Source organism: Streptomyces sp. NPDC008086 (assembly GCF_042957325.1).
GTDB lineage: Bacteria > Actinomycetota > Actinomycetes > Streptomycetales > Streptomycetaceae > Streptomyces.
The window spans coordinates 181,493-205,104 of record NZ_JBIBIA010000011.1; the positions used below are offsets into that span (position 1 = coordinate 181,493).

Genomic DNA, 23,612 nt, shown 5'->3' on the forward strand with positions numbered 1-23,612 from the left:
TTGGGGGGGGGGGGGGGGGGGGGGGGGGGGGGCCCCCCCCCGCGGCCGGGCCCCCCCCCCCCCCCCCCCCCCCCCCCCCCCCCCCCCCCCCCCCCCCCCCCCCCCCCCCCCCCCCACGGCCCCGACCCACACCCCACCGAACCGCGCTACACGCACCCCCACCCACCGCAACGGGCCGCCGCAGGCACCCCAGGGGCGCAAGGCTGTATCGATATGCGGTTCCGCCGCGTGGGCGCGACCAGCCCCCACCCACCGCAACGGGCCGCCGCAGGCACCCCGCCCAAGCCGGCGCAGCGACTACGCTCGATCGCGTACGACCTTGATCGGGCGCGCACGACCCCGATCGGACGGGAGGGCGAGCATGACGGCGCCGGGGCGCAGAAGCAGCACCTTCACCAGGCTGCTGCGGCACGGATTCACCGACCCGTCGGCCGCCGACCGGCTGCTGGACAGCCCGGAGCTAGCGCCGATCAAGAACGACCCGGTCCTGCTGGAGGCCCTGGGCGCCACCGCCGACCCCGACCTCGCCCTGCACGGCCTCGTCCGCCTGCTCGAAGCACAGCCCGGCCACGCCGCCCAGCGCGAACTGCTCGACACGGTGATAGCGGCCAAACCCCTGCGCGACCGCCTGCTCGGCGTCCTCGGCGCCTCCGCCGCCCTCGCCGACCACCTCGCCAAGCACGCCGGCGACTGGCAGGCCCTGGTCATGTACGAGCCCCGGGACCTGCACCCCGAGGTGGAGGAGTTCGAGCAGGGCCTCGCCGAGGCCACCGACCCGGTCTCCCTGCGAGTCGCCTACCGGCGCTGCCTGCTGTCCATCGCCGCCCGCGACGTGTGCGGCACCACCGACGTCGCCCAGACCGCCGCCGAACTCGCCGACCTCGCCACCGCCACCCTGCGCGCCGCCCTCGCCCTCGCCCGCGCCGCCGCACCGGAGGACGCCGCACAGTGCCGGCTCTCGGTGATCGCGATGGGCAAGTGCGGAGGCCACGAGCTCAACTACGTCTCCGACGTCGACGTCATCTTCGTCGGCGAGACCGCCGACGGCGCGGACGAGGGAAAGGCTTTGCGGTCGGCCACCAAGCTCGCCTCGCACATGATGCGGATCTGCTCCGAGACGACCGTCGAGGGCTCGATCTGGCCGGTGGACGCCAATCTTCGGCCCGAGGGCAGGAACGGCCCCCTGGTCCGCACCCTCAGCAGCCACCTCGCCTACTACCAGCGCTGGGCCAAGACCTGGGAGTTCCAGGCCCTGCTCAAGGCCCGCCCGGTCGCCGGCGACATCGAGCTGGGCGAGGAGTACGTCGCCGCGCTGGAACCCCTGGTCTGGAAGGCCGCCGAACGGGACAACTTCGTCGCCGACGTGCAGAAGATGCGCCGCCGGGTCGTCGAGAACATCCCGGTGGGCGAGCTGGACCGGCAGCTCAAACTCGGCCCCGGCGGACTGCGGGACGTCGAGTTCGCCGTCCAGCTGCTCCAGCTGGTGCACGGCAGGGACGACGCGTCGCTGCGCAGCGGCACCACCCTGGACGCCCTCCAGGCACTCGCCGCCGGCGGCTATGTCGGCCGCGCCGACGCCGCGCAGCTCGACGACGCCTACCGCTTCCTGCGCTCCATGGAGCACCGCATCCAGCTCTACCGGCTGCGCCGCACCCACCTGGTCCCCGAGGACGACGCCGACCTGCGGCGCATCGGCCGCTCCCTCGGCCTGCGCGTCGATCCGGTCGCCGAGCTGAACCGCGAATGGAAACGGCACGCCGGTGTCGTACGGCGGCTGCACGAGAAGCTCTTCTACCGGCCACTGCTCGACGCCGTCGCCCAACTCGCCCCGGGAGAGGCCCGGTTGAGCGCCGGAGCGGCCCGCGAGCGGCTGGTCGCGCTCGGGTACGCCGACCCGGCCGCCGCGCTGCGGCACCTGGAGGCGCTGGCCTCCGGGGTGTCGCGGAAGGCGGCGATCCAACGCACCCTGCTGCCCGTGCTGTTGGGCTGGTTCGCGGACTCCGCCGATCCGGACGCCGGTCTGCTGAACTTCCGCAAGGTGTCGGACGCGCTCGGCAAGACACCCTGGTATCTGCGGCTGTTGCGGGACGAGGGCGCCGCCGCCGAGAACCTCGCCCGGGTGCTGTCGGCCGGCCGGCTCGCGCCCGATCTGCTGATGCGGGCCCCGGAGGCCGTGGCCCTGCTCGGGGACGGCGACGGCGGCAGCGGTCTCGAGCCGAGGTCGCGGGGCCACCTGGAGCAGGAGATCCTCGCCGCGGTGCGCCGCGCGGACGGTGCCGCGCAGGCCGTCACGGCGGCCCGTGGGGTGCGGCGGCGCGAGCTGTTCCGTACGGCCGCCGCCGATATCGTCGACTCCTACGGCACCGAGACCAAGCCGGCCGAGGCCGACCAGGGGGCCGTGGTGGACCGGGTCGGGACCGCGGTGTCCGACCTGACGGCGGCCACGTTGGCGGGGACGCTGCGGGCGGTCGTGCGGGAAGGGTGGGGCGACACGCTGCCGACCCGGTTCGCGATCATCGGCATGGGGCGGTTCGGCGGGCAGGAGCTGGGTTACGGCAGTGACGCGGATGTGCTGTTCGTGCACGATCCGCGGGACGGGGCCGACGAGCACGAGGCCGCGGTGGCGGCGAACCGGGTCGTGGAGGAGATGCGGCGGCTGCTGCAGCTCCCGAGTGCGGATCCGCCGCTGTTGATCGACGCCGATCTGCGGCCGGAGGGGAAGTCGGGGCCGCTCGTCCGCACGCTGAAGTCGTATGCCGCCTACTACCGGCGGTGGTCGCTGGTGTGGGAGTCGCAGGCGTTGCTGCGGGCCGTGCCGGTCGCGGGGGACGCCGAGCTGGGGTCCCGGTTCGTCGAGTTGATCGATCCGCTGCGGTACCCGGCGGAGGGGCTCGGGGACGAGGCCGTGCGGGAGATCCGGCGGCTGAAGGCCCGTATGGAGTCCGAGCGGCTGCCTCGTGGGGCCGATCCGAAGCTGCACACCAAGCTCGGGCCCGGGGGGCTGTCCGATGTGGAGTGGACCGTGCAGTTGTTGCAGTTGCAGCACGGGTGGGACCAGCCGGGGCTGCGGACCACCCGGACGCGGGAAGCACTCGCCGCCGCGTGTGCGGCCGGGCTCATTCCGGAGGAGGAGGCGGGGATCCTGGACGAGGCGTGGGTGCTGGCCACTCGGGTGCGCAATGCTGTGATGCTGGTGCGGGGGCGGGCCGGGGACACGTTTCCCTCGGACAGTCGTGAGCTGGCCGCGGTGGGGCGGTATCTGGGGTACGAGCCCGGGCATGTGGGGGACATGCTCGATGCGTATCGGCGTACTGCGCGGCGGGCTCGGGGGGTCGTGGAGGAGCTGTTTTACGGGGGGTGACGGGTTCCTCCGGCGGTTGAGCGGGGGTGCCTGCGGCGGCCCGTCCCGGGTGGGTGGGGGTGCGCGTAGCGCCTAAGCGTGGGGTGTGGTGCGGGGCCGCGCCGGGGGGTGTCCGTCCTCGGTCGGGCGGCTCGGTTCCTCCGCAGAGTGCTCGGCGTTGACGCCCGCCGCTGCGGGCGGACACCCCCCGGCACGTCCCCTCTCCGCCGTGGGCGACTGCGGGTGGGTGGGGGGTACTCGCCTCGGCAGTGCGTGCGGCAGCTTTCCGTACCAGAGGCGGGCCACCGTGTAGCCGAAGGCCAGGCAGATCAGGCCGCCTACCGCGTCCAGCCAGAAGTGGTTGGCCGTGGCCACGATCACCAGGAGGGTGGCCGTGGGGTAGAGGAGGCCGAGGACCCGGACCCAGGGGATTCTGGCGAGGGCGAAGATCGTCAGGCCCGACCAGACGGACCAGCCGATGTGCATGGAGGGCATCGCGGCGTACTGGTTCGACATGTTCTTCAGGTCGCCCGAGGCCATCGAACCCCAGGTGTCGTGGACCAGGACCGTGTCGATGAAGCCGGTGTTGGTCATCAGCCGTGGGGGAGCGAGCGGATACAGGTAGTAACCGATCAGGGCCACGCCGGTGGTGGCGAAGAGGACCAGCCTCGTTGCCGCGTAGCGGCCGGGGTGGCTGCGGTAGAGCCAGACCAGGACGGCCAGGGTGATGACGAAGTGCAGCGTCGCGTAGTAGTAGTTCATGCCGACGATGAGCCAAGTCACCGAGTTCACGGCGTGGTTCACGGACTGCTCGACGGCGATGCCGAGGTGGTGTTCCAGGTTCCAGAGCCAGTCGGCGTTGCGGAGCGCTTCTGCCTTCTGTTCCGGGACCGCGTTGCGGATGAGTGAGTACGTCCAGTAACTCACCGCGATCAGCAGGATCTCGAACCAGAGGCGGGGGCGGCGGGGGGTGCGCAGACGGCGCAGGGGGCCCCGCCCCGTCTCGTCCGCGACGGGGGGAAGAACGGCCGCTTCCCGGCCTTCCAGTGTCGTCACGGTCGTGTCACCCATGGGCACAGAGTCTGCCAGAAAAGACTTCCCCGACCGATCATCCTCCGGTCGGGGTCAGGACGCACGTTCTACGGCGGGCGTAGACCCCCGTTCTCCTACCAACGGTGGGGTGGCCCCGTGGATTCCCCGCCCTAGGAATGGTTTCTGTTCCCCGGTGCCGAAGCCGTGGAACCGCGCACCACCAGCTCCGGCATGAACACGAACTCGCTGTGGGGGGCGGGGGTCCCGCCGATCTCCTCCAGGAGCGTGCGTACCGCGGCCTGGCCCATCGCCGGGACCGGCTTGCGGACGGTGGTGAGGGGCGGGTCGGTGAAGGCGATCAGGGGGGAGTCGTCGAAGCCGACGACCGAGATGTCCCGGGGGACCTCCAGGCCGTGCTGCCGGGCCGCGCGTATCGCGCCCAGCGCCATCATGTCGCTGGCGCAGACGATCGCGGTGCAGCCGCGGTCGATCAGGGCCGTGGCGGCCGCCTGACCGCCCTCCAGCGTGTAGAGGGAGTGCTGGATCAGGTCCGCCTCGATCGTGTCCGGCGGCAGGTTCAGCTGGTCCTGCATGGTGCGGACGAAGCCCTCGATCTTGCGCTGGACCGGCACGAACCGCTTGGGGCCGAGCGCGAGACCGATGCGGGTGTGGCCGAGCGAGGCGAGGTGCGTGACCGACAGGCTCATCGCGGCGCGGTCGTCCGGCGAGATGAAGGGCGCCTGGACCTTGGGGGAGAAGCCGTCGACCAGGACGAAGGGGACGCCCTGGGCGCGCAGCCGCTCGTAGCGCTGCATGTCGGCCGTGGTGTCGGCGTGGAGGCCGGAGACATAGATGATGCCGGCCACTCCGCGGTCGACGAGCATCTCCGTGAGCTCGTCCTCGGTGGAGCCGCCCGGCGTCTGCGTGGCCAGCACCGGGGTGTAGCCCTGCCTGGTCAGTGCCTGGCCGATGACCTGGGCAAGAGCCGGGAATATCGGGTTCTCCAGCTCCGGGGTGATCAGGCCCACCAGGCCCTCGCTCCGTTGCCGCAGCCGCACCGGGCGCTCGTAGCCGAGCACGTCGAGTGCGGCCAGTACGGACTGGCGGGTGGTGGCGGCGACGCCCGGCTTCCCGTTGAGGACGCGGCTGACGGTCGCTTCGCTCACCCCCGCCTGAGCAGCGATGTCTGCAAGCCGTGTGGTCACGCCACTGGACTGTACCGGCCGCATGTCGCCTTGCACACCAATCGGACGCCTGGGGCGACCGGTTGGCCGGCCCGGTCCGGGTTGCTGCGTCATCGCGCTCCCTCGTGAAAGTGGTAGCAAGAGCTTGCAGAGTCTTGCACAAGTGGCCCGCGTGGTGTTCCACCCTTGGAAAGAAGCGTCTCATGACGGTCGCCGACCGGTCACGTGCGGATAACTTCGGAGATCTCTTGCACTTTTTTTCTGCAAGGTCTTTCGTCGATCTTTCAACGCTGTTACGTTCACGTCGCCCGGCGGCCGCAACGGCGCAGTCGGCAAGACAGCAGAGGCAGGCAGACGGGGCCGCCTCCGCATCACACGGGCTTTCACCCTCAAGGAGAACTCATGCGGCGTGGCATAGCGGCCACCGCGCTGGTGGCGTCCCTCGCTCTCGCGGCGACGGCGTGCGGCGGGGACGACAGTGGCAGCGACTCGAGCGGGCCGGTCACCATCACCTGGTGGGACACCTCCAACGCCACCAATGAGGCGCCGACGTACCAGGCCCTGGTCAAGGAGTTCGAGGCCGCCAACAAGGACATCAAGGTCAAGTACGTCAACGTCCCCTTCGACCAGGCGCAGAACAAGTTCGACACCGCCGCCGGTTCCAAGGGTGCCCCGGACGTCCTGCGCTCCGAGGTCGGCTGGACCCCCGCCTTCGCCAAGAAGGGCTTCTTCGCGCCGCTGGACGGCACGGAGGCCCTCACCGACGAGGCCAAGTTCCAGCCCAGCCTGATCGAGCAGGCCAAGTACGAGGGCAAGACGTACGGCGTCCCGTTCACCACGGACACCCTCGCCTTCGTCTACAACAAGGCCCTGTTCAAGAAGGCCGGCGTCGAGGCCCCCAAGACCTGGGACGACCTGAAGAAGGCCGCCGCCACGATCAAGGACAAGACCGGCGTCGACGGCTACTGGGGCTCCACCCAGGCCTACTACGCCCAGACGTTCCTCTACGGCGAGGGCACCGACACCGTCGATGCCGACGCCAAGAAGATCACCGTCGCCTCCGCCGAGGCCAAGAAGGGCTACGGCACCTGGCTGAGCCTCTTCGACGGCAAGGGCCTGCACAAGGCCGACACCACCGCCGACGCCTACGCCCACATCCAGGAGGCGTTCGTCAACGGCAAGGTCGCCGCGATCATGCAGGGCCCCTGGGAGATCACCAACTTCTACAAGGGCTCGGCGTTCAAGGACAAGGCCAACCTCGGTATCGCCACCGTCCCGGCCGGTTCCAGCGGCAAGGCGGGCGCCCCGACCGGCGGCCACAACCTCTCCGTCTACGCCGGCTCCGACGAGGCGCACCAGAAGGCCGCGCTGAAGTTCGTGAACTTCATGACCTCGGTGAAGGCCCAGGAGACCATCGCGCTGAAGAACTCCACGCTGCCCACGCGTGACGACGCCTACACGGACAAGGTCAAGGCCGACCCGGGCATCGCCGGCTACCAGACCGTCCTCGCCGCCGCCCAGCCGCGCCCGGCCCTGCCCGAGTACAGCTCGCTGTGGGTCCCGCTCGACACCGAGCTGCTCAAGATCGCCGGCGGCAAGGAGTCCCTGGACAAGGGCCTGAGCACCGCCGAGACCGAGATCACCAAGCTGGTCCCGGACTTCAGCAAGTGACCCCGAGTGGCCGTCGGATCCTCCTGATCATGGGGGGAAGGATCCGGCGGCCACCGGCTGTGCGCCGTACACCCTGATCTGTCGATCCTCATGAAGGTTGTCGAACCATGACAGTCGCCATCGACCGCGCGACCGGGAAGACCCGAGGCGAACGCGGGCCACGCCGTGGGCTCGGCCAGCGCCTGAAGCACGGCTACCAGAAGCACTGGTACGCCTACGCGATGATCGCCCCCGTGGTGATCGTCCTCGGCGTGCTCGTCGTCTACCCCCTGGTGTACGGCTTCTACCTCACCCTCACCGACGCCACCAGCCTCAACAGCGCCCGCACCATCGGCGTCAACGAGATCGAGGCCACCTACAAGTTCATCGGCTTCGACAACTACGCCGACATCCTGTGGGGCGAGACGGCGTACGACCGCTTCTGGTCGCACTTCATCTGGACGGTCGTGTGGACGGCGGCCTGTGTCACCCTCCACTACACGATCGGCCTCGGCCTCGCCCTGCTGCTCAACCAGAAGCTGCGCGGGCGCACCCTGTACCGGCTGATCCTCATCCTGCCGTGGGCCGTGCCGACCTTCGTCACCGTCTTCGGCTGGCGGATCATGCTCGCCGACGGCGGCGTCGTGAACTCCTTCCTGGAGACACTGCACCTGCCGACCCCGCTGTGGCTGGAGGACACCTTCTGGCAGCGGTTCGCCGCGGTCATGGTCAACACCTGGTGCGGTGTGCCCTTCATGATGCTGTCGCTGCTCGGCGGGCTGCAGTCCATCGACTCCTCGCTCTACGAGGCCGCCGAGATGGACGGCGCGAGCAAGTGGCAGCAGTTCCGGTACGTCACCCTGCCGGGCCTGCGGTCCGTGAGCTCCACCGTCGTACTGCTCGGCATCATCTGGACCTTCAACCAGTTCGCGATCATCTTCCTGCTGTTCGGCAAGACCGCCCCGGACGCCGACATCCTCGTCACCTGGGCCTACCGCCTCGGTTTCGGACAGCAGCCACGTGACTTCGCGCAGTCGGCCGCCTACGGCATGCTGCTGCTGGCCATCCTGATCGTCTTCACCTCCTTCTACCGCCGCTGGCTGAACCGCAACGACCAGCAGCTCGCGATCTGAGGCAGGAGTCCCCCATGACCACCACTGTCGAGACCCCGGTGAACAAGCAGGACTCCGTGCCTACTGCAACCCCGCGCAAGGTCCGCCGCCACGGCACCTCCCTCGTCTCCCACGGCATCCTCAGCGTGGCGAGCCTGATCGCGCTCTTCCCCGTCGTCTGGCTGCTCTTCCTGTCCCTCGGCCCGGACAAGGACGACTACCTCCACCCCGGCGGCATTTGGGGAAAGATGACGCTGGACAACTACACGTACGTCCTGACGGAGACGAAGTTCCTCGACTGGCTGACGAGCACCCTCGTCGTCACGCTGGGCACCACGCTCATCGGCGTCGTCATCGCCGCCACCACCGGCTACGCGGTCTCGCGCATGCGCTTTCCGGGCTACAAGAAGTTCATGTGGGTACTGCTTGTGACCCAGATGTTCCCGGTCGCCGTCCTCATGGTTCCGATGTACCAGATCCTGTCCGAGCTCCAGCTCATCGACAGCTACCTTGGCCTCGTCCTCGTGTACTGCACGACAACCGTGCCGTACTGTGCCTGGCTGATGAAGGGGTACTTCGACACGATCCCGTTCGAGATCGACGAGGCAGGACGCGTCGACGGGCTGACCCCCTTCGGCACGTTCGCGCGACTGATCCTGCCGCTCGCCAAGCCGGGCCTGGCGGTCGCCGCGTTCTACAGCTTCCTCACGGCCTTCGGTGAGGTGGCGTTCGCGTCCACGTTCATGCTGTCCGACATGAAGTACACGTTCGCGGTCGGGCTGCAGACCTTCATCAGTGAGCATGATGCGCAGCGCAACCTGATGGCTGCCACTGCCGTGCTGGTCGCCATACCGGTTTCCGCGTTCTTCTACTTCGTGCAGAAGAACCTGGTGACCGGGCTTACCGCCGGCGGCACGAAGGGCTGAGCCCCGGTTTCACCACGACTCCCGTGCGCCTCGTCGCGCGGGTGGCGGCCGCGGTGCCCATCCGACCCCGCTGTCACCGCGGCCGCCTCACATTCGTGTGCCGTAGAAGACCGAGAATTCCGTAAACCGGCGAAAACCTTTAAGTCGCACAATTCATCCGTGACTCGAACCCCGTTACGTACCAAGGACGCCATGAGCCAGCACTCCGCAGCCCCGGCCTCGACCTCCACCTCCGCAGCGGCCGTCGCCACCGTCGCCAAACGACGCGACTGGTGGCGGGACGCGGTGATCTACCAGGTCTACCCGCGCAGCTTCGCCGACAGCAACGGCGACGGCATGGGCGACCTGGAGGGCATCCGCTCCCGACTGCCGTACCTGCGCGACCTCGGCGTCGACGCCGTGTGGCTCAGCCCCTTCTACGCCTCCCCGCAGGCCGACGCCGGCTACGACGTCGCCGACTACCGGGCCGTCGACCCGATGTTCGGCAACCTGCTGGACGCGGACGCGCTGATCCGGGACGCGCACGAACTGGGCCTCAGGATCATCGTCGACCTGGTCCCGAACCACTCCTCCGACCAGCACGAGTGGTTCAAGCGGGCGGTCGCGGAAGGGCCCGGATCCCCGCTCAGGGAGCGCTACCACTTCCGCCCCGGCAAGGGCGAGAACGGCGAACTCCCGCCCAACGACTGGGAGTCGATCTTCGGCGGCCCGGCGTGGACGCGGGTCGAGGACGGAGAGTGGTACCTCCACCTCTTCGCCCCCGAACAGCCCGACTTCAACTGGGAGCACCCGGCGGTGGGGGACGAGTTCCGCTCGATCCTGCGCTTCTGGCTCGACATGGGCGTCGACGGCTTCCGGATCGACGTCGCCCATGGCCTGGTGAAGGCGGACGGGCTGCCGGACCTCGGATCCCACGACCAGCTCAAGCTGCTGGGCAACGATGTCATGCCGTTCTTCGACCAGGACGGCGTGCACGCCATCTACCGGCAGTGGCGCACGATCCTCGACGAGTACGCCGGTGAGCGGATCTTCGTCGCGGAGGCCTGGACGCCGACGGTCGAGCGCACCGCGAACTACGTCCGTCCCGACGAGCTGCACCAGGCCTTCAACTTCCAGTACCTGGGCACGGAGTGGGAGGCCGAGGAACTGCGCAAGGTCATCGACCGCACACTGGAGGCGATGCGCCCGGTCGGCGCCCCGGCCACCTGGGTGCTGTCCAACCACGACGTCACTCGCCACGCCACCCGCTTCGCCAACCCGCCCGGCCTCGGCACCCAGATCCGCACGGCCGGAGACCGCGAGCTGGGCCTGCGCCGCGCCCGCGCCGCCACGCTCCTCATGCTCGCGCTGCCCGGTTCGGCGTACGTCTACCAGGGCGAGGAGCTGGGCCTGCCGGACGTCGTCGACCTGCCCGACGAGGTCCGCCAGGACCCCGCGTACTTCCGGGGCGAGGGCCAGGACGGCTTCCGCGACGGCTGCCGGGTGCCGATCCCCTGGACGCGCGAGGGCTCGTCGTACGGCTTCGGTACGGGCGGCAGTTGGCTGCCGCAGCCGGCGGGCTGGGGACAACTGAGCGTCGAGGCGCAGACGGGTGACCCCGGGTCCACCCTGGAGCTGTACCGCGCCGCGCTGGCGGCCCGCCGGGAGCAGCCCGACCTGGGCGCCGGCGAGTCCGTGGAATGGCTGAAGGCCCCCGAGGGCGTCCTCGCCTTCCGTCGGGGCGAGTTCGTCTGCGTCGCGAACACCGGCGGCGAGTCGGTGACGACCCCGGCATACGGCCGTCTCCTGCTCGCCAGCGGCGAGATCAGCGAGACGGACGGCGAGGCGAAGCTCCCCGGCGACACGACGGTCTGGTGGACGACGGCCTGACCGCGCGCTGAAAGCACCGGTCGGCGAACCCCGCCGCCCCTCCGGCCCGTTGTCCACTTCGGACGACGGGCCGGAGGCGTGAGCGGAAGAGGCTCCCTGCGGCGCGGGTCTCTCGGGCCGTGGACGGGACTCGACGACGGTTTGAGAGTGCGGCAGTTGAGAGAGCCACGTCAAGATTGCGGATGAAAGGGCTTGCTATGTCTTTCAACTCTCTTGCTGTAAACCTTTCGTTGGCGGTACGTTCGCGCCGACGCCCGGCAACGACGCCGCGCCGCGGCGCAGGGGGGAACCAACTGAGCCGCACTCGCAAGGAGTTCAGCCTGTGATACCGACACACTCGGCGCCCCCGAAGCGCCACAGGAAGCACCGCCGCACCGCCCCCGCGGCCGCCCTCACCGCGCTCGCCGCGGCCGGGGCCGCCGCCCTCGTCTTCCCCGGCGGCACCGCGTCCGCCTCCCCACCCGGCACCAAGGACGTCACCGCGGTGATGTTCGAGTGGAACTTCGCCTCGGTCGCCAAGGAGTGCACCACCACCCTCGGCCCGGCCGGCTACGGCTACGTCCAGGTCTCCCCGCCCCAGGAGCACATCCAGGGCTCGCAGTGGTGGACCTCGTACCAGCCCGTCAGCTACAAGATCGCCGGTCGCCTCGGTGACGCCACCGCGTTCCGGAACATGGTGAACACCTGTCACAACGCGGGTGTGAAGGTCGTCGTCGACACCGTCATCAACCACATGTCCGCGGGCAGCGGCACCGGCACCGGCGGCTCGTCGTACACGAAGTACGACTATCCCGGCCTGTACTCCGCGGCCGACATGAACGACTGCACGGCCGCGATCAGCGACTACACCAACCGCACCAACGTCCAGAACTGCGAACTCGTCGGCCTCGCCGACCTGGACACCGGCGAGGAGTACGTCCGCGCCACCCTCGCCGGCTACCTGAACACCCTGCTCGGCTACGGCGTCGACGGATTCCGCATCGACGCGGCCAAGCACATGCCCGCCGCCGACCTCGCCAACATCAAGTCGCGTCTGAGCAACCCGTCGGTGTACTGGAAGCAGGAGGTCATCTACGGCAGCGGCGAGGCCGTCCAGCCCACCGAGTACACCGGTAACGGCGACGTCCAGGAGTTCCGCTACGCCTACGACCTCAAGCGGGTCTTCAACAACGAGAACCTCGCCTATCTGAAGAACTATGGCGAGGGCTGGGGCTACATGAGCAGCGGCGTCTCCGGTGTCTTCGTCGACAACCACGACACCGAGCGCAACGGCAGCACCCTGAACTACAAGGACGGGGCGAACTACACCCTCGCCAACGTCTTCATGCTCGCCCACCCCTACGGCGCCCCGGACATCAACTCCGGCTACGAGTGGTCCAGCACGGACGCCGGACCGCCCAACAACGGCTCCGTGACCGCCTGCTGGCAGGATGGCTGGAAGTGCCAGCACGCCTGGCCGGAGATCATCCGCATGGTCGCCTTCCGCAACGCCACCCGCGGCGAGTCGGTCACCAACTGGTGGGACAACGGCGGCGACGCCATCGCGTTCGGGCGGGGCAGCAAGGGCTACGTCGCCATCAACCACGAGTCGAGCAGCCTGACCCGCACCTACCAGACGTCACTGGCGGCGGGCACGTACTGCAACGTGCAGAACAACACGACGGTGACGGTGAACTCGAGCGGCCAGTTCACGGCCACCCTGGGTTCCAACACCGCCCTCGCGATCTACTCCGGCAAGTCGAGCTGCTGAGTTCGCCGCGCACTCGAGGCGGCCACCCCGGTCACGGCTGACCACGCCGGGGCAGGGGCGGCCGTCCGAGTATCTCGATGTACATGATCCGGCCGTTCACGACGTCGAGGATCAGATCGCCCGACGAGGGCAGCAGCGGCACACAGCGATGGCCGGGACCGTACGGCTCTCCCGGCGGTCGATCCGTCGTCCGGATGCTCTGGCAGAAGTCGTCGCGGCAGCCGCACTCCCCGACCAGGCGGACATCCCGCACGCAGACGGCCAGCCAGTGTTCCCCCTCCTCCTCCAGGAGGGTGGCCAGTTCGTCGACGAGCTCCGGGAAGACGTCGCGAACGAGCGGTGGTTCCTGCTCCATGCGAGGACGGTAGCCAGGGGTGGTCGCGGGAGGCGACCGGTTATCCGCGGCACGGGCGGGGTTGACGTGTTCAGAACATCGTCCTACGTTCCGCCCTGTGAAATGGGAGCGCTCCCACGATTGGCGGATCATGACACGCAGACTCAGGAAATGGACGCTGACCTCGCTGTCGGTGCTGCTGACAGCGGCCGGCTTCACGGCGGCGGGCACACCGAACGCCCACGCGGCGACGACGGCCACCATCAACGCCTCGACCGCCCACCAGCCCATCGACGGCTTCGGCTTCTCCGAGCACTTCGGACGGGCCGACATCATGCGCGGCTCGCAGGGCTTACCGGCCCAGAAACAGCGCGAGATCCTCGACCTGCTGCTGAACCGCACCACCGGTGCCGGTCTCAGCATCCTGCGCCTCGGCATCGACTCGGGCATCCAGCCCACCGACCCCGGCGGCCCGAACGCCACGCCCAAGTACGTCTGGGACCGCCAGGACAAGGGGCAGGTGTGGCTCGCCCAGCAGGCCAAGGCGTACGGCGTCACCCGCTTCTTCGCCGACGCGTGGACCGCGCCCGGCTATATGAAGACCAACGGGACGGATGCCAACGGCGGCACCCTGTGCGGACTCTCCGGTGCCACCTGCGCGAGCGGCGACTGGCGCCGGGCGTACGCGAACTTCCTCGTCCAGTACGCCAGGTTCTACGGCCAGGAGGGCATCGGGATCACCGACCTCGGCTTCACCAACGAGCCCGACTGGACGGCGACGTACGACTCCATGCGGCTCACCCCCGCCCAGGCAGTCGAGTTCACCAAGGTCTTCGGGCCGGTCGCGACGGCGGCCGGGTACAAGGTGGCCTGCTGCGATTCCTTCGGCTGGAACCAGCAGAAGGCGTACACAAGTGCGATCGAGGCCGACGCCACGGCCCGGAACCACGTCACCACCCACACCGGTCACGCCTACGCGAGCCCGGTCGACGCTCCGCTCCCGACCCGGAAGCGCACCTGGATGTCGGAGTGGTCGCCCAACGGCACCACCTGGAACGAGAACTGGGACGACGGCAGCGGCTACGACGGGTTCACGGTCGCCTCCGCCGTCCACGACGCCCTCACCAAGGGCAACACCAGCGGATACGTCTACTGGTACGGCGCCTCGGTCGGTGCCACGCGCGGCCTGATCCAGATGGACGGGGCGAACTATCACGTGTCCAAGCGGCTGTGGGCGATCGCCAACTACAGCCGCTTCATCCGGCCGGGGGCGACCCGTATCGGCGCGACGACCCCGGACGCCGACCTCAGGCTGTCGGCCTTCCGCGACACCGACGGGACGGTGACCGTCGTGGCGCTCAACGCGGCCGCCGGCGCCCAGCAGGTGTCGTACACGCTGCGGAACACCGGCATCACGACCGGGACCGCGACGCCGTACCTCACCAACGGTTCCAGCAGCATGGCCCGGCAGGCGGCCGTCCCCGTGAGTAGGGGAGCGCTCACCGCGACGATTCCGGCCCGTTCCCTAGTCACCTACACCATCAAGCGATAGGAGTCGCCCTGCGTGTGGTCAGAACGCTCGGGGTGCTGATCGCCCCGAAGTCCGACGCGGCCCACCGGCTCAGTGCGATCAAGGACCCGTCGGTCGTGTACCACGAGGGCCGGTGGCACGTGTTCGCCGGCACCGCGTCCACCAACGGCAGCTACAGCATGGTGTTGAGCTACGCGAACGGCATGCCAACGACCAGTCCCTCGCCGTCAACCCGTGCCGACTCCCGTTCCTCCACCAGGGCATGGACCCCTCGGCGAGCGGCCCCTACAACCCCCTGCCCTGGCGCCTGGGCCTGCTGAGGCGGACGAACTCCCCCGGCTGAAACTTCTTTCCAGTGGTTTCAGAAGTCTTGCTGTAAACCTTTCGACGGCGATACGGTCACGCGGGGTCGGACCCAAGAGAGCCGCAATCGCAAGGAGTCCATCTGTGATATCGAGATGGCCGACGCCGTCGAGGCGCCGAACCGCCCACGTCGGACGGGTCGCTGCGGTCGCCGTGACCGCGTTGGCCGCAGCACTCGTCCAGCCTCTCGCGGCGCGGGCGGACACTCCGCCTCCGCCGCCCTCCGACGCCGAACTCGCCGCCGAGCCGGCCCGGCACGACGCCACCCGGGAGCAGTTCTACTTCGTCCTGCCGGACCGTTTCGCCAACGGCGACACGGCCAACGACAAGGGCGGCCTCACGGGCTCCCGCCTCTCCACCGGCTACGACCCCACCGACAAGGGCTTCTACCAGGGCGGCGACCTCAAGGGCCTGACTAAGAAGCTCGACTACATCAAGGGTCTCGGCACCACCTCCATCTGGATGGCGCCGATCTTCAAGAACCAGCCCGTGCAGGGGACGGGGAGCAACGCCTCCGCCGGCTATCACGGTTACTGGATAACGGACTTCACCCAGGTCGACCCGCACTTCGGGACGAACAAGGACCTCCAGACCCTCATCTCCAAGGCCCACGCCAAGGGCATGAAGGTCTTCTTCGACGTCATCACCAACCACACCGCCGACGTCGTCGACTACGAGGGCAAGTCCTACGACTACCTCTCCAAGGGCGCCTTCCCGTACCTCACCAAGGACGGCAGGCCCTTCGACGACGCCGACTACGCGGACGGGAAGTCCCGGTTCCCCGCCGTCGACGCCGACTCCTTCCCGCGCACCCCGACCGTCCCGGCCGCGAAGAAGAACGTCAAGGTCCCGTCGTGGCTCAACGACCCGACGATGTACCACAACCGCGGCGACTCCACCTTCGCCGGTGAGAGCTCCACCCACGGAGACTTCGGCGGCCTCGACGACCTGTGGACCGAGCGTCCCGAGGTCGTCAGAGGCATGGAGAAGATCTACCAGCGCTGGGTCAGGGACTTCGACATCGACGGCTTCCGCATCGACACCGTGAAGCACGTCAACCCGGAGTTCTGGACCCAGTGGGCCACCGCCCTCGACTCCTACGCGGCCAAGAAGGGACGCGACGACTTCTTCATGTTCGGCGAGGTCTACTCCGCCGACACGAACGTCACCGCCCCGTACGTCACCCAGGGCCGCCTCGACGCCACCCTCGACTTCCCCTTCCAGGAGGCGGCACGCCAGTACGCCTCCCAGGGCGGCAGCGCGCGGAAGCTGGCCTCGGTCTTCGGTGACGACTACAAGTACACGAGCGACAAGGCCAACGCCTACGAGCAGGTCACCTTCCTCGGCAACCACGACATGGGCCGCATCGGCTATTTCCTGAACCAGGACAACCCGAAGGCCACCGACGCCGAACTGCTCAAGAAGGACAAGCTCGCCAACGAGCTGATGTTCCTCAGCCGAGGCAACCCGGTCGTGTACTACGGCGACGAACAGGGCTTCACCGGCGCCGGCGGCGACAAGGACGCCCGCCAGACCCTCTTCGCCTCGAAGACCGCCGACTACCTCGACGACGACCAGCTCGGCACCGACCGCACCCACGCGAGCGACGCCTACGACACCGGCGCCCCGCTCTACCGGCAGATCAGCGCCCTCGCCAAGCTCCGCAAGGCCAACCCCGCCCTCGCCGACGGCATCCAGACCGAGCGCCACGCCGCCGACGGCCCCGGCGTCTACGCCTTCTCCCGCACCGACGCCCGGACCGGCACCGAGTACGTCGTCGCCTTCAACAACGCGGGCGACGCGAAGTCGGCGACCTTCGCGACCGGTGCGGCCGAGATGACGTACAAGGGCCTCTACGGCACGGACGGTTCGGTCACCAGCGGGGGCGACAAGAAGCTCACCGTCACGGTCCCGGCCGGCTCGGCGATCGTCCTCAAGGCGGCCGGCAGGCCCGCCAAGCCGGCCACCGGGCCGACGATCACCCTCAAGGCCCCGGCCGCCGGCGCCACCGGCACCGTGGAGATCGGCGCCGACGTCGACGGCGGCGGGCTCAACCGCGTCGTCTTCGCCGCGCAGGTGGGCAACGGCAAGTGGCGGACCCTGGGTTCCGCCGACCACGCCCCGTACAAGGTCACGCAGGCCATCGGGAAGGACGTACCGGCCGGAACCGCCCTGCGCTACAAGGCGGTCGTGATCGACTCCGCGGGCCGCAGGGCGAGCGCGACGGCGGCGAGCACCACCGGCACCCCGCCCGCCCCCGAGACCCCCTCCGCCTCCTCCCGCGACTACGCGGTCGTCCACTACAAGCGCACCGACGGCGACTACGCGAACTGGGGCCTGTACGCCTGGGGCGACCTCGCCGACGGCGAGGCCACGAACTGGCCCGAGAGCCACCCCTTCGTCGGCCGTGACACCTACGGCGCCTTCGCCTACGTCAAGCTGAAGCCGGGCGCCTCCAGCGTCGGCTTCCTCGTCATCGACAAGGACGGCGACAAGGACGTCTCCGCCGACCGCACGATCGACGTCACCAAGACCGGCGAGATCTGGATCGAGCAGGGCAAGGAGACCGTCCGCACCGAGAAGCCGGCGGCCGACTACCCGGCCCCGGACAAGACCAAGGCCGTCCTGCACTACCAGCGCGCCGACGGGAACTACGACGGCTGGGGCCTGCACGTCTGGACGGGTGCCGCCAGCCCCACCGACTGGTCGAACCCCCTCAAGCCGGTCAAGACTGACAGCTATGGCGCAGTCTTCGAGGTACCGCTCACCGACGGTGCCACCAGCCTCAGCTACATCCTCCACAAGGGCGACGAGAAGGACCTGCCCACCGACCAGTCGCTCGACCTCACGGCGAACGGCCACGAGGTGTGGCTGTTGAGCGGCCAGGAGAAGTACCTGCTCCCGCAGCCCGCGGGCTCCGCCGCCGCGCTCGACCTGACCACCTCCAAGGCGATCTGGATCGACCGGGACACGGTGGCCTGGAACGGTGCCGAGACGGCCGCCTCCACCCAGCTGCTGTACTCCCGCGACGGCTCGATCGAGGTCAAGGACGGCGCCCTGACCAGCGACGACGAGCGCTGGCTCCGGCTGTCCAGGGCCACGCTCACCGACGCCCAGAAGGCGAGGTTCCCGCACCTGAGGAACTATGCCGCCTGGACCGTCGACCCGCGCGACCGCGACCGGGTCCGCGAGGCCCTGCGCGGCCAGCTCGTCGCCTCCCAGCGCGCCGCGGGCGGTGCCGTGCAGGCCGCGACCGGCGTGCAGGTCGCAGGCGTGCTCGACGACCTCTACTCCTCCGCCGCGACGAAGGCCGACCTCGGTCCGACCTTCGCCAAGGGCCGTCCCACGCTCGCCGTCTGGGCGCCCACGGCCCAGTCGGTGAAGCTGGAGATCGGCGGCTCCACCGTGTCCACCGTCGCCATGAAGCGGAACGACACCACCGGCGTCTGGTCCGTCACCGGCCCGGCGTCCTGGAAGAACAAGCCGTACCGGTACGTGGTGAAGGTCTGGGCGCCCAGCGTCCGCAAGGTCGTCACCAACAAGGTCACCGACCCGTACGCCGTCGCGCTCACCGCGAACTCCGAGCGCAGCCTGGTCGTCGACCTCGCCGACCGGTCCCTGGCGCCGAAGGGCTGGTCCACGTACACCAAGCCCACCGCCGTACCGCTGAAGGACGCCCAGATCCAGGAGCTGCACATCCGCGACTTCTCGGTGGCGGACAAGACGGTGCCGGCGAAGGACCGGGGCACCTACCGCGCCTTCACCGACAAGCTCAGCGACGGCTCCAGGCACCTGAAGCGGCTGGCCGGGGCGGGCACCTCGTACGTCCACCTCCTGCCCGCCTTCGACATCGCCACCATCCCCGAGAAGAGGTCCGAGCAGGCGACCACCGACTGCGACCTGGCCTCCTTCCCGGCCGACTCCGACAAGCAGCAGGAGTGCGTGGCGAAGATCGCCGCGAAGGACGCCTTCAACTGGGGCTACGACCCGTACCACTACACGGTCCCGGAGGGCTCGTACGCCTCCGACCCGGACGGCACACGGCGCACGGTCGAGTTCCGCGAGATGGTCAAGGCGCTGAACGAGGACGGCCTCAGGGTCGTCATGGACGTCGTCTACAACCACACGGCGGCCAGCGGCCAGGCGGACACCTCCGTCCTCGACAAGGTCGTCCCCGGCTATTACCAGCGGCTCCTCGCGGACGGCTCGGTCGCCAACAGCACCTGTTGCTCCAACACGGCCACCGAGAACGCCATGATGGGCAAGCTGGTCGTCGACTCGATCGTCACCTGGGCCAAGGAGTACAAGGTCGACGGCTTCCGCTTCGACCTCATGGGCCACCACCCGAAGGCCAACATCCTCGCGGTCCGCAAGGCCCTGGACGAGCTGACCCTCGCCAAGGACGGCGTCGACGGCAAGAAGATCATCCTGTACGGCGAGGGCTGGAACTTCGGCGAGATCGCCGACGACGCCCGCTTCGTCCAGGCCACCCAGAAGAACATGGCCGCCACGGGTGTCGCCACCTTCTCCGACCGGGCCCGTGACGCGGTGCGCGGCGGCGGCCCCTTCGACGAGGACCCCGGCGTCCAGGGCTTCGCGTCCGGCCTGTACACCGACCCCAACTCCTCGAAGAACAACGGCACTTCGGCCGAGCAGAAGGCCCGCCTGCTGCACTACCAGGACCTGATCAAGGTCGGCCTGTCCGGCAACCTCGCCGACTACCGCTTCACCGACACCGACGGCAAGGAGGTCAAGGGCTCCGAGGTCGACTACAACGGCGCACCCGCCGGCTACGCGGCCGCCCCCGGCGACGCCCTCGCCTACGCGGACGCGCACGACAACGAGTCGCTGTTCGACGCCCTAGCCTTCAAGCTGCCCACGACGGTGAGCGCCGCCGACCGCGCCCGGATGCAGGTCCTCGCCATGGCCACGGCCACCCTGTCGCAGGGCCCCGCCCTGTCCCAGGCCGGCACCGACCTGCTGCGCTCCAAGTCCCTGGACCGCAACTCCTACGACAGCGGCGACTGGTTCAACGCCATCCACTGGAACTGCGCCGACGGCAACGGCTTCGGACGGGGGTTGCCGCCGGCGGCCGACAACGCGTCCAAGTGGCCGTACGCCAAGCCCCTGCTCGGCACCGTCAAGGTCGGCTGCGCGCAGATCGAGGGCAGCTCGGCGGCGTACCAGGACCTGCTGCGGATCCGTACGACGGAGAGCGCCTTCTCCCTCGGCACGGCCGGTCAGGTGCAGTCGAAGCTCTCCTTCCCGCTGTCCGGGAAGGACGAGACGCCCGGCGTGATCACCATGCGCCTCGGCGACCTCGTCGTCGTCTTCAACGCGACGCCCGAGCAGCAGGAGCAGCGGATCGCCTCGCTGGCCGGCGAGGGCTACCGGCTGCATCCGGTGCAGGCCTCGGGTGCGGACCCTATCGTCAAGTCCTCGTCCTTCGAGAAGGAATCGGGCACGTTCGCCGTTCCGGGGCGTACTGTCGCGGTCTTCTCCCGGACGCCCTGATCCCGCACTAACTTGAGTGGGGCGGTCCCGGTGCAGCGGGGCCGCCCCATTCGCGCGTCTCAAGGGCTCCCGACGATGGACGGATTCGGCAAGCAGTCGGGTACGACCGTGATGGTCGTCGACGACGTCTCGACCAGCCGCTTCGCCATGGGCGCCGTGCTGCGCCGGGCCGGCCACGACGTCGTCCCCGTCGCGAGCGCGGGCGAGGCACTGACCGAACTGGACCTGCGGCTGCGCGCGGGCGCCCTGCCCGACCTGGCCCTCGTCGACGTCGGGCTGCCCGACATGAGCGGCTTCGAACTGTGCCGCGTGGTCAAGGCCCGGCCGTCCACGGCCGCGCTGCCCGTCGTCCACTTCTCCGCCATGGCGGTGGACTCGGGGTACCGGTGGCGGGGCCTCGACGCGGGCGCCGACGCCTACCTCACCGTGCCGGCCGAGCCGAGCGAGATCGAGGCGGTGGTGCGGGCCGCCGTCCGCGGGGCACGCCGACGCGGCGCCGCCGAGGTGCTCGCCCACCGGCTGACGCTGCTGTCCGAGGCCGTATTCACCGTGCAGACCGCGCGTTGCCTGGGGGAACTGGCCGACGCGGCCGCCGCGGGGGCGGCCCGCCTCACCGACACCCCCGCCGTCGTCTTCGTCATCGGCCCGGACGGCGAGTCCCACTGGGGCAGCTCCCTGAACCGCCCCCGCTACCACGGCTTCGCCCGCCCTGCGGACGCCCCCACCGCCGTACCGGACACCGCCCCCCACGTGGCGGCGGCCCGCCTGATCATCCGCCTCGCGGAAGGCCGCACCCACCCCGCCGAAGTCCACAGCACCACCGTGCCCGCGACCCTCTGGCCCGCAGGCTTCTTCCGCCCCGGCGTCCGGGAGGACGCCCACCTGGTACTGGCGTCGGGCCAGGAGGGCCGAGCCTGCGTATGCATCGCGACACCGGCGTGTCAGACGCCGGCGCCTGCCACGTCCTCAAGGGGCGCGGGGCTGTATCGATATGCGGCTCCGCCGCGGGGCGCGACCAGCCACGGCGAACCCGCACCCGCCCGACTGCACAACCCGGCACCACCTACGGCGGCGCACCCCACGGAGCGCCTCGCTCAAGCCACCGCCCTGGCCGCCGAACCCCTCCTCCGGTACCAAGCGGAGCGCCACGTCGCGCTCACCCTCCAGCACAGTTTCCTCCCCCAGCCCCACCGCCTGCCCTCCCTCCCCGGCGTGGAGGTCGTCGTCCGCTACGTCCCCGCCTCCCGGCAGGCCGAGATCGGCGGCGACTTCTACGCCGCCCTGCGCACCCCGGCCGGGGTGCTCACCGCGGTCGGCGACGTCGTCGGCCACTCCCTGGACGCGGCGACCGTGATGGTCGAGATCCGGCACGCTCTGCGCGCCTACTGCGTCGAGGAGAGCGACCCGGGCACGCTGGCCGAACGCCTCGACCGGATGTTGCTGCACTACCACCCCGACGTCACCGCCACGGTCTGCCTGGCCCTGGTCGACCCCGGCACCGGCCGCACCCGGATCGCCAACGCCGGCCACATCCCGCCGCTGATCGTGCGGTCCGAGGGCGACACCGCCTACGTCCCCGTGGACGGCCCGCTGCTCGGCCTGGGCCTGGACCGGCCGGCGCCCACCGAGCTGGTGCTGACCCCGCAGGACTGCCTGCTGATGGTCACCGACGGTCTGGTCGAGAGCCGCGGCACCGACCTCTCCGTCTCCCTGGAGCAGCTCCGCAAGGCCGCCGCCGACGCGCCGACCGGCGGGGACGAGCTGTGCGACACGCTGCTCGAGTGCTTCGGACGGGACCAGGAGGACGACATCGCGATGCTGGCCCTGCGGTTAGGGTGAGCCCAGATGCCGCTGTAGAACAGGAGTGCCCATGCCGCAGATCACCGTCGACTATTCCGGCGTACTGGCCGACGCCTTCGACCGGGAGGGTTTCGCGCGGGCGCTGCACACCGCCACGGTCGAGATCGCGGCGGCGAAGCCGGAGGCGTGCAAGACGCAGTTCCGGCAGAGCCAGTACACGGCGTTCGGCTACGAGGACCCCGAGGCGCAGGGGCACGCGATCGTGCACGTCACGCTGGGCCTGCTCGCCGGCCGCACCGACGAGACGAAGGCCAGGCTGACCGAGGCCGTCCTGGAACTGCTGCGCAAGCACGTGGAGGACGGCGGCGTCGTCCTGCACGCCTCCGCCGAGGTACGCGACCTCGACCCGTCGTACCGCAAGTTCGAACGCTAGGCCGTGTCCGCCTCCTGGGCCGCTCGCCCTAGGACGCCAGCGAGATCAGCCGGCCGACCAGCTCGCTGAACGGGCCGTCGGCCGGCTCGTCCTTGAGCATGCGGCGTAGCAGTGCGCCCATCTCCTCGTTGCCGGCGGCGCTGACCGCGGCCAGCGCGGCGAAGTCGTGCACGAGCTGCACCTCCAGCTCGGCGCGCGGGATGCGCCGGCCGTCGAGCCAGATCAGGGCCGTGGACTCGGCGAGCGAGATCCAGGACCGGACGACCAGCTCCAGACGCGCGGGCGGGTTCTCCACGTTCAGATGCGAAAGGATTTGGACATACGCGGCCTGCCGTACGGAGTCGATGAGCGCGTTCGTCGCCGTGGAGCCGACGGCCGGGCCGCCCCGCATCAGCGCGGAGAAACCGGGGCCGTGCTCGTCCACGAAGTCGAAGAACCGCCGCATCACCCGCAGCAGCCGCGCCCCCAGCGGCCCCTCGCGCGGCTCGACGAAGCGGCCCGCCAGGTCGTCCGAGGCCCGCTTCAACGCGGCTTCGTACAGGCTGAGTTTGCCGGGGAAGTAGTGGTAGACCAGCGGGCGTGAGATGCCCGCGGCCGACGCTATCTCGTCGATGGAGACGTCGTCGGGCGAGCGCTGGCTGAACAGTTCGAGGGCGACGCCGATCAACTGCTGCCGTCGCTCCTCGACTCCCATTCTTCGGCGTACCCCGGTAGTCATGCGAACACCTTACCGATCGATTCCGGCCCTGAACGGACCGGACCGATCACGGACGT

General features: G+C 69.7%; 15 protein-coding genes. 11 read left to right on the top strand and 4 right to left on the bottom strand.

The genetic code is table 11. The annotated features are described in order from the left end of the window. Positions 1-361 precede the first annotated feature (361 nt). Complete coding sequence (locus ACFZBP_RS35370; RefSeq protein ID WP_391419400.1) at positions 362-3,361, top strand: bifunctional [glutamine synthetase] adenylyltransferase/[glutamine synthetase]-adenylyl-L-tyrosine phosphorylase; 3,000 nt, start codon at positions 362-364, stop codon at positions 3,359-3,361. A 72-nt stretch (positions 3,362-3,433) separates the two neighbouring features. Here the strand turns inward: ACFZBP_RS35370 and ACFZBP_RS35375 are convergent, their stop codons facing one another. Then, the gene (locus tag ACFZBP_RS35375) at positions 3,434-4,411 is read right to left on the bottom strand and encodes a phosphatase PAP2 family protein (protein ID WP_391419402.1); all 978 of its coding nucleotides are present in this window, start codon (positions 4,409-4,411) and stop codon (positions 3,434-3,436) included. A gap of 131 nt (positions 4,412-4,542) precedes the next feature. Continuing rightward, complete coding sequence (locus tag ACFZBP_RS35380; protein ID WP_391419404.1) at positions 4,543-5,577, bottom strand: substrate-binding domain-containing protein; 1,035 nt, start codon at positions 5,575-5,577, stop codon at positions 4,543-4,545. Positions 5,578-5,958: 381 nt separating this feature from the next. On the opposite strand from ACFZBP_RS35380, the gene ACFZBP_RS35385 reads away from it, so the two are divergent. The 5 genes from ACFZBP_RS35385 (at position 5,959) to ACFZBP_RS35405 (ending at position 12,863) form a co-directional block, all read left to right on the top strand. Then, a complete protein-coding gene (locus tag ACFZBP_RS35385; protein WP_391419407.1) occupies positions 5,959-7,227 on the top strand; it encodes an extracellular solute-binding protein in 1,269 nt (422 codons plus the stop codon). A gap of 107 nt (positions 7,228-7,334) precedes the next feature. Then, a complete protein-coding gene (locus ACFZBP_RS35390; RefSeq protein ID WP_391419410.1) occupies positions 7,335-8,339 on the top strand; it encodes an ABC transporter permease subunit in 1,005 nt (334 codons plus the stop codon). A 14-nt stretch (positions 8,340-8,353) separates the two neighbouring features. Next, complete coding sequence (locus ACFZBP_RS35395) at positions 8,354-9,244, top strand: ABC transporter permease subunit (protein WP_391419412.1); 891 nt, start codon at positions 8,354-8,356, stop codon at positions 9,242-9,244. Between the two features lie 192 nt (positions 9,245-9,436). After that, positions 9,437-11,113, top strand: coding sequence for an alpha-amylase family glycosyl hydrolase (locus ACFZBP_RS35400; protein ID WP_391419414.1), 1,677 nt, complete (start codon positions 9,437-9,439; stop codon positions 11,111-11,113). A 322-nt stretch (positions 11,114-11,435) separates the two neighbouring features. Next, positions 11,436-12,863, top strand: coding sequence for an alpha-amylase family glycosyl hydrolase (locus ACFZBP_RS35405; RefSeq protein WP_391419416.1), 1,428 nt, complete (start codon positions 11,436-11,438; stop codon positions 12,861-12,863). Positions 12,864-12,894: 31 nt separating this feature from the next. On the opposite strand, the gene ACFZBP_RS35410 is transcribed toward ACFZBP_RS35405, so the two are convergent. Next, on the bottom strand, positions 12,895-13,218 hold the full coding sequence (locus ACFZBP_RS35410) for a hypothetical protein (protein ID WP_391419418.1): 324 nt from the start codon (positions 13,216-13,218) through the stop codon (positions 12,895-12,897). 130 nt (positions 13,219-13,348) lie between these two features. On the opposite strand from ACFZBP_RS35410, the gene ACFZBP_RS35415 reads away from it, so the two are divergent. The 5 genes from ACFZBP_RS35415 (at position 13,349) to ACFZBP_RS35435 (ending at position 22,838) form a co-directional block, all read left to right on the top strand. After that, positions 13,349-14,749, top strand: a complete 1,401-nt coding sequence (locus ACFZBP_RS35415; RefSeq protein ID WP_391419420.1) for a glycoside hydrolase family 30 beta sandwich domain-containing protein — start codon at positions 13,349-13,351, stop codon at positions 14,747-14,749. 112 nt (positions 14,750-14,861) lie between these two features. After that, positions 14,862-15,071, top strand: coding sequence for a hypothetical protein (locus tag ACFZBP_RS35420; protein ID WP_391419422.1), 210 nt, complete (start codon positions 14,862-14,864; stop codon positions 15,069-15,071). Between the two features lie 104 nt (positions 15,072-15,175). Then, a complete protein-coding gene (pulA, locus tag ACFZBP_RS35425) occupies positions 15,176-20,605 on the top strand; it encodes a pullulanase-type alpha-1,6-glucosidase (protein ID WP_391419425.1) in 5,430 nt (1,809 codons plus the stop codon). A gap of 75 nt (positions 20,606-20,680) precedes the next feature. Then, positions 20,681-22,444, top strand: a complete 1,764-nt coding sequence (locus tag ACFZBP_RS35430; protein WP_391419427.1) for a SpoIIE family protein phosphatase — start codon at positions 20,681-20,683, stop codon at positions 22,442-22,444. Between the two features lie 31 nt (positions 22,445-22,475). Then, positions 22,476-22,838, top strand: coding sequence for a 5-carboxymethyl-2-hydroxymuconate Delta-isomerase (locus tag ACFZBP_RS35435; protein WP_383444193.1), 363 nt, complete (start codon positions 22,476-22,478; stop codon positions 22,836-22,838). Positions 22,839-22,866: 28 nt separating this feature from the next. Here ACFZBP_RS35435 and ACFZBP_RS35440 read toward each other — a convergent pair whose 3' ends face one another. After that, a complete protein-coding gene (locus ACFZBP_RS35440) occupies positions 22,867-23,556 on the bottom strand; it encodes a TetR/AcrR family transcriptional regulator (RefSeq protein ID WP_383444196.1) in 690 nt (229 codons plus the stop codon). Between the last annotated feature and the right edge of the window lie 56 nt (positions 23,557-23,612).

Bases quoted from the DNA above. Each gene is read 5' to 3' on its own strand.
- ACFZBP_RS35370 (WP_391419400.1), top strand. From the start codon at position 362: ATGACGGCGCCGGGGCGCAGAAGCAGCACCTTCACCAGGCTGCTGCGG.
- ACFZBP_RS35375 (WP_391419402.1), bottom strand. From the start codon at position 4,411: ATGGGTGACACGACCGTGACGACACTGGAAGGCCGGGAAGCGGCCGTT.
- ACFZBP_RS35385 (WP_391419407.1), top strand. From the start codon at position 5,959: ATGCGGCGTGGCATAGCGGCCACCGCGCTGGTGGCGTCCCTCGCTCTC.
- ACFZBP_RS35390 (WP_391419410.1), top strand. From the start codon at position 7,335: ATGACAGTCGCCATCGACCGCGCGACCGGGAAGACCCGAGGCGAACGC.
- ACFZBP_RS35395 (WP_391419412.1), top strand. From the start codon at position 8,354: ATGACCACCACTGTCGAGACCCCGGTGAACAAGCAGGACTCCGTGCCT.
- ACFZBP_RS35400 (WP_391419414.1), top strand. From the start codon at position 9,437: ATGAGCCAGCACTCCGCAGCCCCGGCCTCGACCTCCACCTCCGCAGCG.
- ACFZBP_RS35410 (WP_391419418.1), bottom strand. From the start codon at position 13,218: ATGGAGCAGGAACCACCGCTCGTTCGCGACGTCTTCCCGGAGCTCGTC.
- ACFZBP_RS35415 (WP_391419420.1), top strand. From the start codon at position 13,349: ATGACACGCAGACTCAGGAAATGGACGCTGACCTCGCTGTCGGTGCTG.
- ACFZBP_RS35430 (WP_391419427.1), top strand. From the start codon at position 20,681: ATGGACGGATTCGGCAAGCAGTCGGGTACGACCGTGATGGTCGTCGAC.
- ACFZBP_RS35435 (WP_383444193.1), top strand. From the start codon at position 22,476: ATGCCGCAGATCACCGTCGACTATTCCGGCGTACTGGCCGACGCCTTC.
- ACFZBP_RS35440 (WP_383444196.1), bottom strand. From the start codon at position 23,556: ATGACTACCGGGGTACGCCGAAGAATGGGAGTCGAGGAGCGACGGCAG.